General features: G+C 33.8%; 11 protein-coding genes. 6 read left to right on the top strand and 5 right to left on the bottom strand.

Translation table 11 applies throughout. The annotated features are described in order from the left end of the window. Nucleotides 1-6: 6 nt before the first annotated feature. Entirely contained in the window at nucleotides 7-753 is a 747-nt protein-coding gene (locus tag QLQ94_RS14935) for a succinate dehydrogenase/fumarate reductase iron-sulfur subunit (RefSeq protein WP_271337117.1), read from the top strand. Between the two features lie 174 nt (nucleotides 754-927). Here the strand turns inward: QLQ94_RS14935 and QLQ94_RS14930 are convergent, their stop codons facing one another. The 3 genes from QLQ94_RS14930 to QLQ94_RS14920 all read right to left on the bottom strand — a co-directional run bounded on the left by QLQ94_RS14930 (nucleotide 928) and on the right by QLQ94_RS14920 (nucleotide 3,699). Further along, the gene (locus tag QLQ94_RS14930; protein WP_427402809.1) at nucleotides 928-2,253 is read right to left on the bottom strand and encodes a S41 family peptidase; all 1,326 of its coding nucleotides are present in this window, start codon (nucleotides 2,251-2,253) and stop codon (nucleotides 928-930) included. A gap of 2 nt (nucleotides 2,254-2,255) precedes the next feature. Then, nucleotides 2,256-2,696, bottom strand: coding sequence for a MarR family winged helix-turn-helix transcriptional regulator (locus QLQ94_RS14925; RefSeq protein WP_271337119.1), 441 nt, complete (start codon nucleotides 2,694-2,696; stop codon nucleotides 2,256-2,258). A 253-nt stretch (nucleotides 2,697-2,949) separates the two neighbouring features. Next, nucleotides 2,950-3,699, bottom strand: coding sequence for a 4-hydroxy-tetrahydrodipicolinate reductase (locus QLQ94_RS14920; RefSeq protein ID WP_271337120.1), 750 nt, complete (start codon nucleotides 3,697-3,699; stop codon nucleotides 2,950-2,952). A 469-nt stretch (nucleotides 3,700-4,168) separates the two neighbouring features. Here QLQ94_RS14920 and QLQ94_RS14915 point away from each other — a divergent pair, with 469 nt between their 5' ends. The 5 genes from QLQ94_RS14915 to QLQ94_RS14895 all read left to right on the top strand — a co-directional run bounded on the left by QLQ94_RS14915 (nucleotide 4,169) and on the right by QLQ94_RS14895 (nucleotide 10,652). After that, nucleotides 4,169-4,519, top strand: a complete 351-nt coding sequence (locus QLQ94_RS14915) for a hypothetical protein (protein WP_482497618.1) — start codon at nucleotides 4,169-4,171, stop codon at nucleotides 4,517-4,519. Between the two features lie 291 nt (nucleotides 4,520-4,810). Next, nucleotides 4,811-5,506, top strand: coding sequence for an ABC transporter ATP-binding protein (locus tag QLQ94_RS14910; protein WP_271337122.1), 696 nt, complete (start codon nucleotides 4,811-4,813; stop codon nucleotides 5,504-5,506). A 28-nt stretch (nucleotides 5,507-5,534) separates the two neighbouring features. Then, nucleotides 5,535-7,829, top strand: a complete 2,295-nt coding sequence (locus QLQ94_RS14905; protein ID WP_271337123.1) for a TonB-dependent siderophore receptor — start codon at nucleotides 5,535-5,537, stop codon at nucleotides 7,827-7,829. 5 nt (nucleotides 7,830-7,834) lie between these two features. Further along, the gene (locus QLQ94_RS14900; RefSeq protein ID WP_482497615.1) at nucleotides 7,835-9,286 is read left to right on the top strand and encodes an ABC transporter permease; all 1,452 of its coding nucleotides are present in this window, start codon (nucleotides 7,835-7,837) and stop codon (nucleotides 9,284-9,286) included. Nucleotide 9,287: 1 nt separating this feature from the next. After that, a complete protein-coding gene (locus QLQ94_RS14895; RefSeq protein WP_482497613.1) occupies nucleotides 9,288-10,652 on the top strand; it encodes a DUF3526 domain-containing protein in 1,365 nt (454 codons plus the stop codon). A 130-nt stretch (nucleotides 10,653-10,782) separates the two neighbouring features. Here the strand turns inward: QLQ94_RS14895 and QLQ94_RS14890 are convergent, their stop codons facing one another. Together QLQ94_RS14890 and QLQ94_RS14885 are read right to left on the bottom strand one after the other, a co-directional pair. Beyond that, the gene (locus QLQ94_RS14890; protein ID WP_482497611.1) at nucleotides 10,783-12,714 is read right to left on the bottom strand and encodes a glycoside hydrolase family 97 protein; all 1,932 of its coding nucleotides are present in this window, start codon (nucleotides 12,712-12,714) and stop codon (nucleotides 10,783-10,785) included. Between the two features lie 153 nt (nucleotides 12,715-12,867). Beyond that, nucleotides 12,868-13,890: an aldose epimerase family protein gene (locus tag QLQ94_RS14885; RefSeq protein ID WP_271337127.1), complete on the bottom strand. Its 1,023-nt coding sequence runs from the start codon at nucleotides 13,888-13,890 to the stop codon at nucleotides 12,868-12,870. Between the last annotated feature and the right edge of the window lie 54 nt (nucleotides 13,891-13,944).

Raw genomic sequence — 13,944 nt, 5'->3', positions numbered from 1 at the left:
AAGAATATGAAACTATATCTTAAAATATGGCGACAACTCAATACTTCTTCTAAAGGAGAAATGGTAAACTACGAAATTGACGGGGTTTCTGAACATATGTCTTTTCTGGAAATGCTCGATCTTTTGAACGAATCGCTCATTCAGAAAAAAGAACGTGTCATTGAATTTGATCATGATTGCAGAGAAGGTATTTGCGGACAATGTGGCGTTATGATTGACGGAAGAGCTCACGGACCATTAAAGAACACAACAACATGCCAGCTTCATATGCGGAGTTTTAAAGATGGAGATACTATTTATATTGAACCCTTTCGTGCAAAAGCATTTCCTATTTTAAGAGATTTAAAAATTGATCGTTCTGCTTTTGATTCTATTATTGAATCCGGAGGTTTTATTGGCGCTTCAACTGGTCAGGCACCGGAAGCAAATAGTATTCCTATCTCTTACGAAACTGCTGAAGCTTCTTTTGATGCTGCGGCTTGTATTGGTTGTGGTGCTTGCGTGGCAACTTGTAAAAATGCCAGTGCTGCCTTGTTTGTTGGTGCTAAAATAACACACTTGGCTTTACTTCCGCAAGGAAAAATAGAAGCATCAAAACGGGTTTTAACAATGGTTCAGCAAATGGATGCTGAAGGTTTTGGAAATTGTTCTGATACAAGGGCATGCGAAATCGAATGTCCGCAAGGAATTTCTATCCTTTCGATCGCCAAAATGAATGCGGAATATACTAAGGCTTTGATTTTTAGAAAGTGATTTGTACTTAAAAAAAAGAATCTAGCAAAGTCGAAAAGTCGCAAAGTTTTGAATAGACTCCAGCTTTAGCTGGAGTTTAATAAAGGTCATTGGAAAGGCTTTAGCCAAATGTCGTTTTTTGGCTAAAGCCTTTTTCTATAATTATTATAATTACTAGTCAATAGACACTAATCGCTACTCTTTTTTATAGAACTTATCCTGCCCAACCTGATAAATTCTTTTAAACCCTGTTACTACACCATTTTCAGAAACAATTTGTATACGGAAATCATCTATTCCATCCAGCAGAAATAAATCCTGATCCAAAGGAATCAGTAATAAAGTTGCTATATTATTCCATTTGTAATACAAATTGTTGTTTTCAAATTTCAGTTCGACTTTCCCATACTTTCCTTGGTAAGATTTTAAAATTTCATCAGTAACACTTGCCTTTTTTTGTCTGTTTTTAATGATAGGAATATACCAATCGAGATTGTTTTCTAAATCTTTGCTTTTTGATGAAAGCTTTTGCAAAGCCAGTATATGAGATGTATTTATAGCTTCTTCGCTTTTGCACAAAACATCGGGCATCACGCCTTTTCCTTCAAAATCTGTATTTGTAATAGGGTCGTTGACTTCTCCAAAAGGGATATTTACAAAAAAACCATTTGGTAATACCTTTCTATCAATTGGATGCGCACCTCCAGCCGTTCTTTCACCAACTATAGTAACACGTTTTAAATTTTGAAGCGAGTAACTCATCCATTCAGCAGCAGAAAAAGTAGTGTTGCTTGTCAAAATATAAATATCAACATCCTCCATACGTTTTCCTGGTACAGACGGTAATAACCACATTTCTCTTTCGACTTTTTTTCTGTTTTTTTCGGTATAATAATATTTATAAAGAGGTAACTCTTTCCCTGAATAAAAATAACTGCTTAAAAACTGTCCCATCTCCATAGCCCCTCCATTATTTTGGCGTAAATCGATAATTAGCGCATCTGTACTGCTTAAAAATTGCATCGCCGATGCTGCAGTTTCACTTGCTATTGCAGGATCTTCAAAATAATCGAACTTTAGATAGCCTATATTTCCTTCTAAAATTCGTGTTTGTTGAAAACCGAAATTTTTCTTTTTAGCTTCTGCTAATTCCTCGGCCTTAATTTTTTTCTGTACCTCTTTATTCTCTTTTCTTAGATGATTTTCCGTCCATTCCGGATCATACACAACTCCAAAATGTAAATCTTTGCTAGCCTCTATAAGATCTGAGCTTAGTTTACCCGCAAATTCATTTGGTTTTACAATATCTCTGTAAACACCTTTTTTATATTTCTCATTCAGTTTCTTTTTAATCTCTCCAACTGCATTTGGTCGTATATAAAACTCCTCAAGTTGTTTGGTCAGCGAATCGATAATTTGTTTTTTACTTAATTCAGTAAGATTATGTTCTTCTTTTATATCATTTTGTGCAACCGAAATCATTGATATTGACAGCAATAGTAAAGTTAAAAGGTGTTTCATATTTACGAAGTTTTACAGTTTGAAATTATTTTGTGGAGGATTTTGTCCAGTAATTCGATTTCATCAAGCGATAATCCGTTAAGAGCTGTTTTGCGGTTAAGTTTAAAAACAGGTGCCAATAAGACAATTGTTTTTTTACCTTTTTCAGTTATGATCAGTTTAGATTTCCTTTTATCTAATTCATCCGTTTCTCTGGTCAAGTAATCTTTTTTAACCATTAACTCAATTATCCTTGTAACCGATGCATTATCCTTAAATATTAATTTTGCAATATCTATCTGAGAAATCGTCGTATTATCATTTAGAATAATAAGTACTAAACATTGATCAACTGTAATGTCATCTGCGATCTTCTGTATATTCCTTTGGCAAATTTTCCGATATTCTTTAATGGTCTGTTCTATGGTATATAAAACTGTTCCTGTTGGGGTTTTCTGAATCATATTAAACTCTTTATCTTTAAATGTATTTGATATGTCAAATATAATTATTTATTTGATATATCAAGTATATTTAAATTAATTATATAAAATTAGCGCATACAAATAAACCCGACAGGTTTTAAAAACTTGTCGGGTATTGTTTTTTTGTTATTTCAACGAGAATTTCGCGCAAAATCGCAAAGACGCTAAGGTTAAAAACTTAAAAAAGAAAAACTTTGTGCCTTAGCGTCTTCGTGGTAAACCACAAAGTAAGCTAAACAGCAAAATAAGGCGTCAATATATCTTCAAAATTATATAATCCTTTTTGTTTGTGTTCTAAGTTCTCAGCTACAAAAACAACTCCATTTCCAAAAGCTTCTCTTGAAATCGATTCATGAATTAAACGTACTGTTTGATATGGGAATCCAAATATAACTTCATGTTTTCCAACGATTCCTCCTGCCCTGACTGAATTGATGTTTTCTTTATCGATATCTAAAGCTTCGGCAATTTTTACAGCTGTTCCGGAAGTTCCTTGTTTTGTTTTAAAATGCTCCTCATTGACTTCAATATCAACCCACGGTGCAATTTTCTTTAAAAACTTAGCCGCAAAAAGTAGATAATTCACCCCAAGTGTAATATTTGGAGACCAAAATACAGTCGTTTTATGTGCTAATTTCTTTAATAACTGCAATTCTTTATCTTTATAATGGGAAATTGCTGAGATAATTTTAATGTTTCTGCTTGCAGCAAGTTCACCATAAGTATAAATACCTTCATTAGACGAAAAATCGATAATCACATCAACTGGATGTTTATCCAGTAATTCTTCCATAGTAGTTTTAGAGCTTGAATAAATTAATCCGGGTTCGTCTGACTGAATTCCAAAAAATTCGGGAACAGATCTGTGTTCTAAAACAGTACTTTGTCTTAAAACCCATTCTAAACAAAATTTTTTATTTTCAAGTAGTATTGATGCTACTGATTTTCCAGTCTTTCCAAATCCGATTAATCCTATTTTCATAATTTATTTTTTATTGAGCAGAAAGCCCGTTAGCGAAAATTGGCATTTTATGAAGCTAATGCCAAATCAAAAATTCAATTATTATCTAAGCTGATAATGATACTCTATTAGTAAAAATAGAAATATTATAACGGTCACACTAAAGATTATTGAGATTTGTAACAAAAAAGAACCTTGTTAACAGGAATAATAGTGTCAATTTCTCGAACCGAAGCATCAGAAAAAGATTTTTTTTCTATACGTTGAGGATTATACGTTAAGTTTAAAAAAAAAAAAAACTTCAAAACCTACATTTCAAGAAGTATTAGATAAGTAATTTGATGTTTCATATTGTAAAATTTTCTATTCATAATTTTAAATTATTATTCAATTCCAGTATTTTTTTAATTAAGATACTTATATTTGCAACTAAGTTGCGTTAGTTAATAACCCACATATTCGCAATAAACAAAGGATTTCCAAAACAAGAATGAAAAAGAAAATTCTCCTAATTAATCTTTTTATGTCTTTAACCGTATTGTTCGCAATGCTGTTTCAGACGATACATTCTTACGAACACATTTACAAACAATTAACGGATAAACCTTGTGATCATCAATATGTTGATGGTCAAAAGCAAATAACACACACCCATTCTGTTGATATTCATTGTCACGTTTGTCACTTTGCTTTTAGTACTTTTATTCCAAATTCATTTGAGACTTTATACTTTCATAAAGTAAATCCTGAAACATCTTATGTATACTTTTATACAAGAGATACATCTACATTTTTTAAAGGCAGCCTTTTTGCTCTTAGAGCACCTCCTGTCCTAATTTAGCTTACTACATTTTTATTTTCGAAAATTACTCCCTCTTACCTGTTCTCAATTGGTAAAAGGAAAATGACTGCATTTTCATTTGACGCATTCTATTCCCACAAGAAATCGTGTTGAAAAAGAGGCAAAATGTCATTCTTATTTTCAAATACTAATTAATTTCTTTCTACAGAAACAGTAGTAAACTATCCCTGTCCTCACAATTTAATTCTCTAACAGCGACTGTCACTACGACTATGACTGTCAATGCGACTGCGACTAAAAATTAATAATCATTCCAAATACATAAAAACTATGCTTATAGCTGAAAATCTGACCAAGAAATATGGCAATACTATCGCTTTAAATAAATTAAATCTAACCATTAATAAAGGCGAAATCTTTGCGCTTTTAGGTCAGAATGGTGCCGGAAAAACAACGACTATCAATCTTTTCTTAGGTTTTATAGAACCAACTGGCGGAGATCTCAAAATCAATGATATATCAGTTGTAGAAAATGCTCAGGAAACTAAAAAATATGTCGCGTATATTCCTGAAACAGTAATGTTATACCCCAATCTTACTGGTTTAGAAAACTTAAAATTCTTCTCTTCTCTTGCCGGATTTAAATATTCTAAAGGAGAACTGGCTTATTTTCTATCAAAAGCCGGTTTGCAGGTTGCCGCACATGATCAAAATCTTGGTGGATATTCTAAAGGAATGCGACAAAAAGTAGGTATTGCCATTGCAATTGCCAAAAAGGCAAAAGTACTGCTGCTTGATGAACCGACAAGCGGATTAGATCCAAAAGCTTCAAATGAATTCTCTCAAATTTTAAAAGAACTTTCCGCAGATGGAACTGCAATTTTAATGGCTACGCACGATATTTTCAGAGCAAGAGAAGTGGCTTCGCATATTGGCATCATGAAAGAAGGAAACTTAGTAACGGTAATCGAAGCTAACAAGATATCAGCAAATGAACTCGAGAATTTGTATTTACAAACAGTATAAAAGGAAGAATAATTCCATCCTCATTAAAATGAAACATATATATCCTTTTTTATTTTTAATAATTGGGACGCACTGCGTGAAATCTCAAACAATTAATAAAAAAACAACGGACACTATTACACAGGATTCCACTAAAATAGCAAAAAACGAATTGCAAACCGTAGAAATTGTTGGCCGTTCATCAAAAAAATACAATAGCGATTATTCATTTGCAGCCACAAAAACTGCAGCACTCAACAAAGATATTCCGCAATCAATATCGACAATAACAAAAGAATTAATTGCTGATAAAGGCGCATTTTATCTTGCCGATGCAGTAAAAATGGCAAGTGGCGTAATTCCGTCCAGTTACTACAATCAATACACAATTCGGGGCATTAGTCAAAACGAAGAAGGTCAGATTATCAACGGAATGCGAACACGTCAATATTATTTTCTACAGCCTTTGACTAATAATATCGAACGGATAGAAGTAATAAAAGGTCCGTCGAGTGCGACATTTTCATCTGTAGATCCTGGCGGGAGTATTAATCTTGTTACCAAAAAACCTTTGGCTGTTGATCGAAAGGAAATCAGTTTAAGTGTTGCAAGTTTTAGCACTTTACGTGGAACTTTGGATTTTACAGGACCCTTAAATGATTCTAAAACACTTTTGTACCGTGTAAACGGAGCGTATCAGGAAGCGAAATCGTTTCGTGATCTCGTTAGTAATAAATCGTTTTTGATTTCTCCTTCCTTCAGTTATATCCCAAATGAAAAAACCGCTATCAATACTGAATTGATTTTGAGCGATATGACAGGAATTCTGGACCGCGGTCAACCTATATTTGGTGCTGTTGCCGGAGTTACGAGCTTAAATAAAACACCAATAAGTTTGAATTTAGGTGCTCCTGGTGACTTTTTTAAATCGAAAGAAATGATTTTCACTACCAGTTTGGCTCATAAATTCAGCTCTAAAATTGGTTTTAATGCGCAGTACATGAAACAAACCTGGACAGAGAATCTTCAGGAACACAGAACAACAAATGGTTTTGCTGTTGATATGAACAATCAGCCGGTAACAAATTTAGCGATGATGCAATTTGTTCAACGCCAGCAATATTGGGACATTGACAATTTAAGTACGTATTTTAATTTCGATTTAAAAACCGGAAAAATCAGGCATAAATTATTGGCTGGCTATGATTTAAGCAGTTGGAACAAAACTAAAGGCGGAGGACAAAATGCTGCAAGAGGTTATTTACTAAAAGACGGAACTGTCGCTAGTGCTTTTGTTCCTGCAAATGCTGTAAATTATCAAACCACAACGATTGAAGGAGTAGTTTTGCCAAAACCAAACGTCAATTATTTTAATTTAAACAACCCAACTTACACCATAACAACTGCCAATGATTATACACTGAACGTCAGGAATGCATTACCATCAGCATTGACAACTACAAATGCTATATATATTCAGGATCAGGTTCAGTGGGAAAAATTTACTTTTTTACTGGGTGTGCGTAACGAATGGTTTGAGGACATTACCAATTACAAATCTAATAATGAAATAACGGTAAAAAAATCGGCTTTGTTGCCTCGTGTAGGTTTGACTTATGCCGTAAACAATGAAATTAATGTCTATACGACATATCTTGAAGGCTATCAGCCACAATCAAATACGGTGACCTTAATGCCGCAAACAGGAAGTTTATCTCCCGGAAGTTTGTTCGATCCTCTCAAAAGTAACTTGAAAGAAGTGGGTGTAAAAGCGACCTTCTTTAATAATTCGATGAGTTTTAATGCGGCAATCTACGAAATCAATCAGCGTAATATTTTAATGAATGCCAATGATCCGGCAAATCCTGATTTATTGGTAACCAGAGGTGCTGAAAGAAGCCGAGGTTTTGAGTGTGATCTGGCAGGTTATATCACGGCAGACTGGCAAATAAACGCTTCGTACAGTTATATTGACGCTCAAATTACCAACGATCGTGATGTGTCGTTAATTGGTGCCAGAAAACAAAATACGCCAAAAAACAGTGCCAATTTATGGACCCGTTATAATTTCAATTCTGATTCGTCTTTAAAAGATTTGGGCGTTGGTTTCGGGATGCAATATCAAAGCAGCAAAGTGCCTTGGTTTACAAGGGCTTTCACACTTCCTGATTTTATGATTTTTGATGCTGCATTGTATTACAAACCAAACAAAAGCAATATGCAAATTGCCCTAAATGCGGGTAATTTATTCAACAAAACCTATTGGTTAGGTGCTCAGAATTACTTGAGACTATTTCCGGGAGCTCCCAGAAATTTTAGCCTGACCGTAACTTATAAATTCTAATTGGGATGAAATCATTACATACTGAAATTTTAATCGCCGGACATTTAAAGAATTCCGTTTTTAAGAATACGGCTGTCTTTATCATTACCCTTTTTATTGGGATTGTTTTACTTTATGCTGCGTTTTCTGGCTGGGAGAATTATACCAATCAAAACGAAACCAGCGAAAAATACCAACATGAATCCAGGGAAGACTGGCTTAAAAATCCTGACAAAAACCCGCACCGAATGGCGCATTACGGAAATTTTGCATTCAGAAAAAGTACACCTTTAAGTATTTTTGAATTTGGAATGGAACCGTTTTTTGGGAATGCCATTTTTCTGGAAGCGCACAAACAAAATACTGCCAATTTCTCTGAAGCCGGATTTTCGAACAGTCTGCTTCGGTTTGGTGAAATCAGTATTGCGATGGTTTTACAAATTTTATTGCCTTTATTGATCTTTTTCCTGGGATTTAATGCGGTCGCGGCCGAAAGTGAAAACGGAACTTTAAAACTGCTTTTGAGTCAGGGAATTAGCTGGAAACAATTATTAAGGGGTAAAATACTGGGAATCGTCAGCGTTATCATGCTTCTTTTTGTCCCAACCATTATTGTACTTGTTTTTATCTGGTTATTGCTTCAGAATTTCTCGATTTCTGCTGATGAAACCATTAAAATGTTTTTGTTTATTCTGTTTCATTTTATTTATCTGATTTTCTTTTGTGTGATTGCAGTTTTAGTTTCTACCACGAGCAAAACATCTAAAAAAGCTTTGATTTCATTGATTGGAATTTGGTTGGTTTTCACCATTATTCTCCCAAGAACCACGCAGGCAATTGGGGCATATATGTACGAAGCTCCCTCTAAAATTCAATTTCAGAGCGATATCGAAAAAGACATTCTAAAACAAGGAGATAGTCACAATCCAAATGATTTGCATTATAAAGCCATCAAAGATTCGCTTTTGAGTGTACACAAAGTCGATTCCGTACAAAAACTTCCTTTCAATTATTCAGGATTTATAATGAGCGAAGGCGAGAAAATAAGTTCTAAAATATACAATCAACATTTAGAAACCTTACTTCATGTCTATGAAAAACAAAACAGTTTTTCTAAGATGATTTCTCTTATAAATCCGTATATCGCAATCAAAAACCTATCGATGGGATTATCGAATACGGATTATGATTCATATATCGATTTCCAGAAACAAGCCGAAGCTTATCGCTATACTATGGCGCAAAAAATGAATGCATTGCAGGTAAAATACATTAGTAATAAAAAACCGGGACCAAACGACAAACCTTCGACTATTAATAAAGAACATTGGGCTGATGTAGCCGAATTTCATTATGAACCTAAAGGAATTTGGGACGTTTTAAAATCCGAAATTATCTCTGTAATTTCTATAACTCTCTGGATTATAATGCTGTTTATTGTTATTCGAATTGCAGCTAAAAACCTTAAAGCCATCTAATATGTTAGCATTACTTTTTAAAAATTTCATACGATCTAAGGGCACCAAAATTGGATTGCTATTTCTTTTAATCATTTGTTTTATAAGTCTTTTAATTGGACTGCAATTTCAGCAGAAACAACAAAATAATATTAAAGAAGCAGCAATTTATCAAAAGGAACACATTGCGAGAAATGCCGCTTTTCATAAAGATGAAATAGGACTCCTGCTCTATTACATCAAGTTCTCATTGGTAAATAAAACACTGCCCATAAACAGTTTGGCAATTGGTCAGCGCGATGTAAATCCGTCGATACAAAGTGTTACAATTCGGGGTCTGGAAGCTCAGAAATACGATGCCGAACTCAATAATCCTAATAATTTATTATCAGGAAATATGGATTTTAGTTTTGTACTGATTTATCTTTTTCCGCTTTTAATTATTGCATTCTCTTACAATTTGGTTTCGAAAGAAAAAGAAAGCGGTACCTGGAAAATTGTTGCAACACAAAGTCAAAACACTTTTTTATACATTCTGAAGTTATTCTACATCAGGATTCTAAGTCTTATTGCATTATTAACTATTGTACTTTTCGCCGCCGCATTGCTTCTGAATATTCCATTAAATTCGTTACTTTTTACTTTTTACGGGCTCGGAATTTTATACATTCTTTTTTGGTTTGCTATCAGTTTTTTCATTGTTTCATTACAGAAAAATTCAAACTTTAATGCTGTTATTTTATTGACAATCTGGCTATTTCTTATCATTATTTTACCTGCAACAATTAATACCTATATAGTAAATAAATATCCAATTCCCGAAGCTTTGGAATTGACCGTTAAACAGCGAAATGCCTATCATGAAAAATGGGATATGGATAAAAAAATTACAATGGATACATTCTATCAGCACTATCCGCAATTTGCGCATTATCCTTTGCCAAATACTGAATTTAGCTGGCTTTGGTATTATGCCATGCAACAAGCAGGTGATGATGATTCGGCACAACAATCTCATGAACTAGAGAACAAACTAAAACAAAGAAATCAAGCAAGTCAATTGATCGCGCAATTTATTCCTACTTTGCATACTCAGATTAAGTTGAACGAAATTGCCCAATCTGACTTAGAAAACCAGCTTTTGTTTTTGCAAGAAACGAAGCTATTTCACGAAAAAATGCGTTTGTATTTCTATCCAAAAATATTCGATAATGCAGATGTTAGCAAAGAAAACTGGTCGAAATTTAAAGTTCAAACATTTAACGATCCATCAAAAATAAACTTTGTAAAAGCATTCTTGCCTTTATTAATTTTAAATTTATTACTAATTGGCTTTGGATGGAGGAATTTTAATAGTAGAAATAATTTAAACTCGAAGTTTTTTTAACCGAAAAGCGCGCAAAGTTCGCAAAGCTATTTCAACATATAGCTTTGCGAACTTTTATTTTTATAAAACCCTATAAAACAAGACTTTTTCGTGCTTTACGGTTAAAAAGACACTCAGGTTAAAAGTCTTATTACTTTATAAACTGAATAATAAACCCACCTTTAGGAGCTAGATTATGCTTCCAGTTTGAAGTTACAGGATAAGTCTGCACATTAAATTCCATTAATGGGTCTTTGCCTTCGGAGATAATCCTGAATTTCGAAAAGCCTTTGCTGTATTTTTTAAGATCTATTGCAACTGGCAATGCTGTATTAGTACCATTTATCCCTACGATGTAAGAAAGATTGTCTTTTTGACGCGCTAAAACTATTGCTTTACCCGGATCTGCAATCACATATTCTGTCTTATCCCAGGTAGCCGGCATTTCTTTTAATAAATTTTTAAGTGCATCAGGAAGTGAATTAAAAACCTCTTCTGAATCGGCAAAGTGGATAATACCTGATGTGTAAATCATAGCCATAGCCAACTCATGCGTTGCCGTGTTTAAACGCGTGTATTTTCTAAAAGTTAGCGCAAATGGTGTATAATCAGCAGGTCCTGCCACATTTCTTGTAAAGGGCAGTACTGTATTTTGTTCTGCTGCTTTCTCAGGAAATCTTGGTTCGTAAAAATAACTTTCTGTTCCTAAAATAGCTTCTGCCGTTACAAAATTTGGCCATGTTCTGTGCCATCCTCTTGGTACTGTTGTACCGTGCAGATTTACCAGTAAATGTTCTTTTGCTGCATCTTCAAAAACTCCCTGAAGTGCTGCTATAACTTCTTGTCTGTCTGAGCACCAAAAATCGATTTTAACCCCTTTTACTCCCATGTCAGCCAACTCCTTAAATCTCTTCTTTCTTTTTTCTGCATCATAATATTCTGCCGAATAACCCCACACCAATGGCTGAACTCGTTTTGATAAAGCATAATCAATAATTTTGCCTTCTTTATTGGCTTTTTCCCATCCTGCATCAAAAAGCGTATATCTAAAACCAAATGAAGCTGAAACATCTGTAAATTTATTATACATTTCAGGCGTAAAATCCTCAGGATGTGACCACCATGACCAGGCTGCTTTTCCCGGAACAATCCATGAAGCATCCGCGATTTTTGATGCCGGAGCCAAATCTGTAATCATGGTCGACAATAATATATCTCCCGCTTTATCTCCTATCATAATCACTCTCCACGGCATTGTCCATGGTAAATTTGACTCAGGATATGCGTTTTCTTTATCCGGTAAAGGCAACGTAAATTTCTCGTCTTTTTTTGCAAATGCTATGCTGTAAATTCCTCCCTTAGAGTCAGGTTGTAAATGACAACCCGGAAATGTTCCGTCTGCTCCTGATTCTGCAATTAAAACCCAGTTTTTAGTATCATTTACATTAAAAAGAGCCGGCATACACCAACCAACTGATTCATTTCGTGCCCCACTTATTGGATCGCCAGACTTTACATCAACATAAAAATCCTCATAACCGGGAGTATAATCTCCGGCTTTGTTGTAAGGCTGTAACCATCCTTTTGCATTTTGCTCAATATGAAATCCTGTCAATTCATTTTTAAGAACTCTGGATTGATTTTCTTTTTCAGTAAACTTATATCGAAAAGCAACCCCTTCTTCTCCCGCAATTAAATCTATGGTCATTAAAGCACCTTGTTTGTTTTTAAAGATTATGCTTTTACTTTTAAAAACGTGGTCAGCGACTTTATTATTAGCAACTTTAAGTTCATACTTTTCACGCTTTTCTTCAACAGGCGACACTTTTACAACTGATAAACCAGATGTAAAATCATTATTTTCGAAAGTTAGACCAAGCGGAGAATCTAAAATTATCTTTTTATCGCGACGCGTAACTTCATAAGACAACTTTCCATCTTTAGCTAACGACAATTCAATTTTGTTTAGATTGTCCTTAGACTTTAGAAAAAGTCCTTCATTTTGTGCTTTACTGCTGACCTGTACAAAAAACATTGCAGGTATCAGTAAAATTAAAGATCGATTAATAAACATTTTTTTCATTTATATGGTTTTTAGAGATTAGTTTCAATTTTATTAGTTCGCAAAGTTTTTTAGCCAAAAATTGCACGAATGAGCACGAATTAATTTGTGAAAATTTGTGAAATTAGTGGCTAAAAAAATCTTTTTTATCTGTGTAATCTGTGGCATGTTTTTTTAATTTTTAACATCAAAAGCATACGTAATCGTTTCATTATAAACCTGCCCCGCTTCGAATATAGTATTAGGAAATTGCCTGTGATTGGGGCTATCCGGATAATATTGGCATTCTAAACAAAGTCCGTCAAAAGGTTCGTAAAACTTGCTATGTTCTCCGATAGTTGTACTGTTTAAAAAGTCTCCTGTGTATAATTGCACGCCGGGATATGATGTAAACACACGCATAATTCTTCCTGATTTTTCTTCGAATAATTCACATGTAAAATCAGAATGTATATTATCATTATTAAAGATGTAATAGATGTTAAGTCCACTATTATGCATAACATCTGCTAACTTGTAGTTTATAAACAAATAAGAATCCGCATTTATAATTTTTCCTGTCGGAATATAATCCTGAGAACTTTCTACTATACTTTTTGCCTTAATCGTAAGATTGTGCTGGTATATTTTTTCCTTACAAGCCGATAAATTAAAATAAGAATGATTGGTAAAATTTAACGGAGTTGGTTCATCGGCTAAAGCCAAATATTTAATTTTCAGTTCATTTTTATCCGTCCAGTTATACACGACTTTGGTCATTAGGTTTCCGGGAAAACCACCTTCTCCACTTTTACTTTCAAGTATAAAAATGACAGTATCTTCTTTTATTATAAAATCAAATACTTTGTTGTTAAATCCTGCCGACCCACTATGATTGTTGTTTTTTCCATCGTTTTTATCGAGATAATATGTTTCATTTTCAATAGAAAATTCGGCATTATTGATTCTGTTGGCAAAACGTCCAATTGTTGCACCTATATAAGAGGTATCTTTTAGATAATCTTCTAAAGTTGGAAATCCTAAAACTACATTCTCTTTAATTCCGTTTTTATCCGGCACTATTATGGACTTTACTATGGCACCATAATTAAGAAGCTCAACGTAGTTTCCGTGACTATTTGTAAGTTGAAATTTAAAGATTTCTTTTCCATTACAAACCCCAAAAGGTTCGTATGTAATCTTATTAATAGGATTCATATTGTTTAAAAAAAATGATTAAAAAAACACTATTTTTATAGTAACCCATTGAGC

It is taken from the genome of Flavobacterium sp. B114r (genome assembly GCF_056824125.1).
Note: the sequence above shows the minus strand (reverse complement) of the source record. Positions and strands in the feature narration are given on the sequence as shown.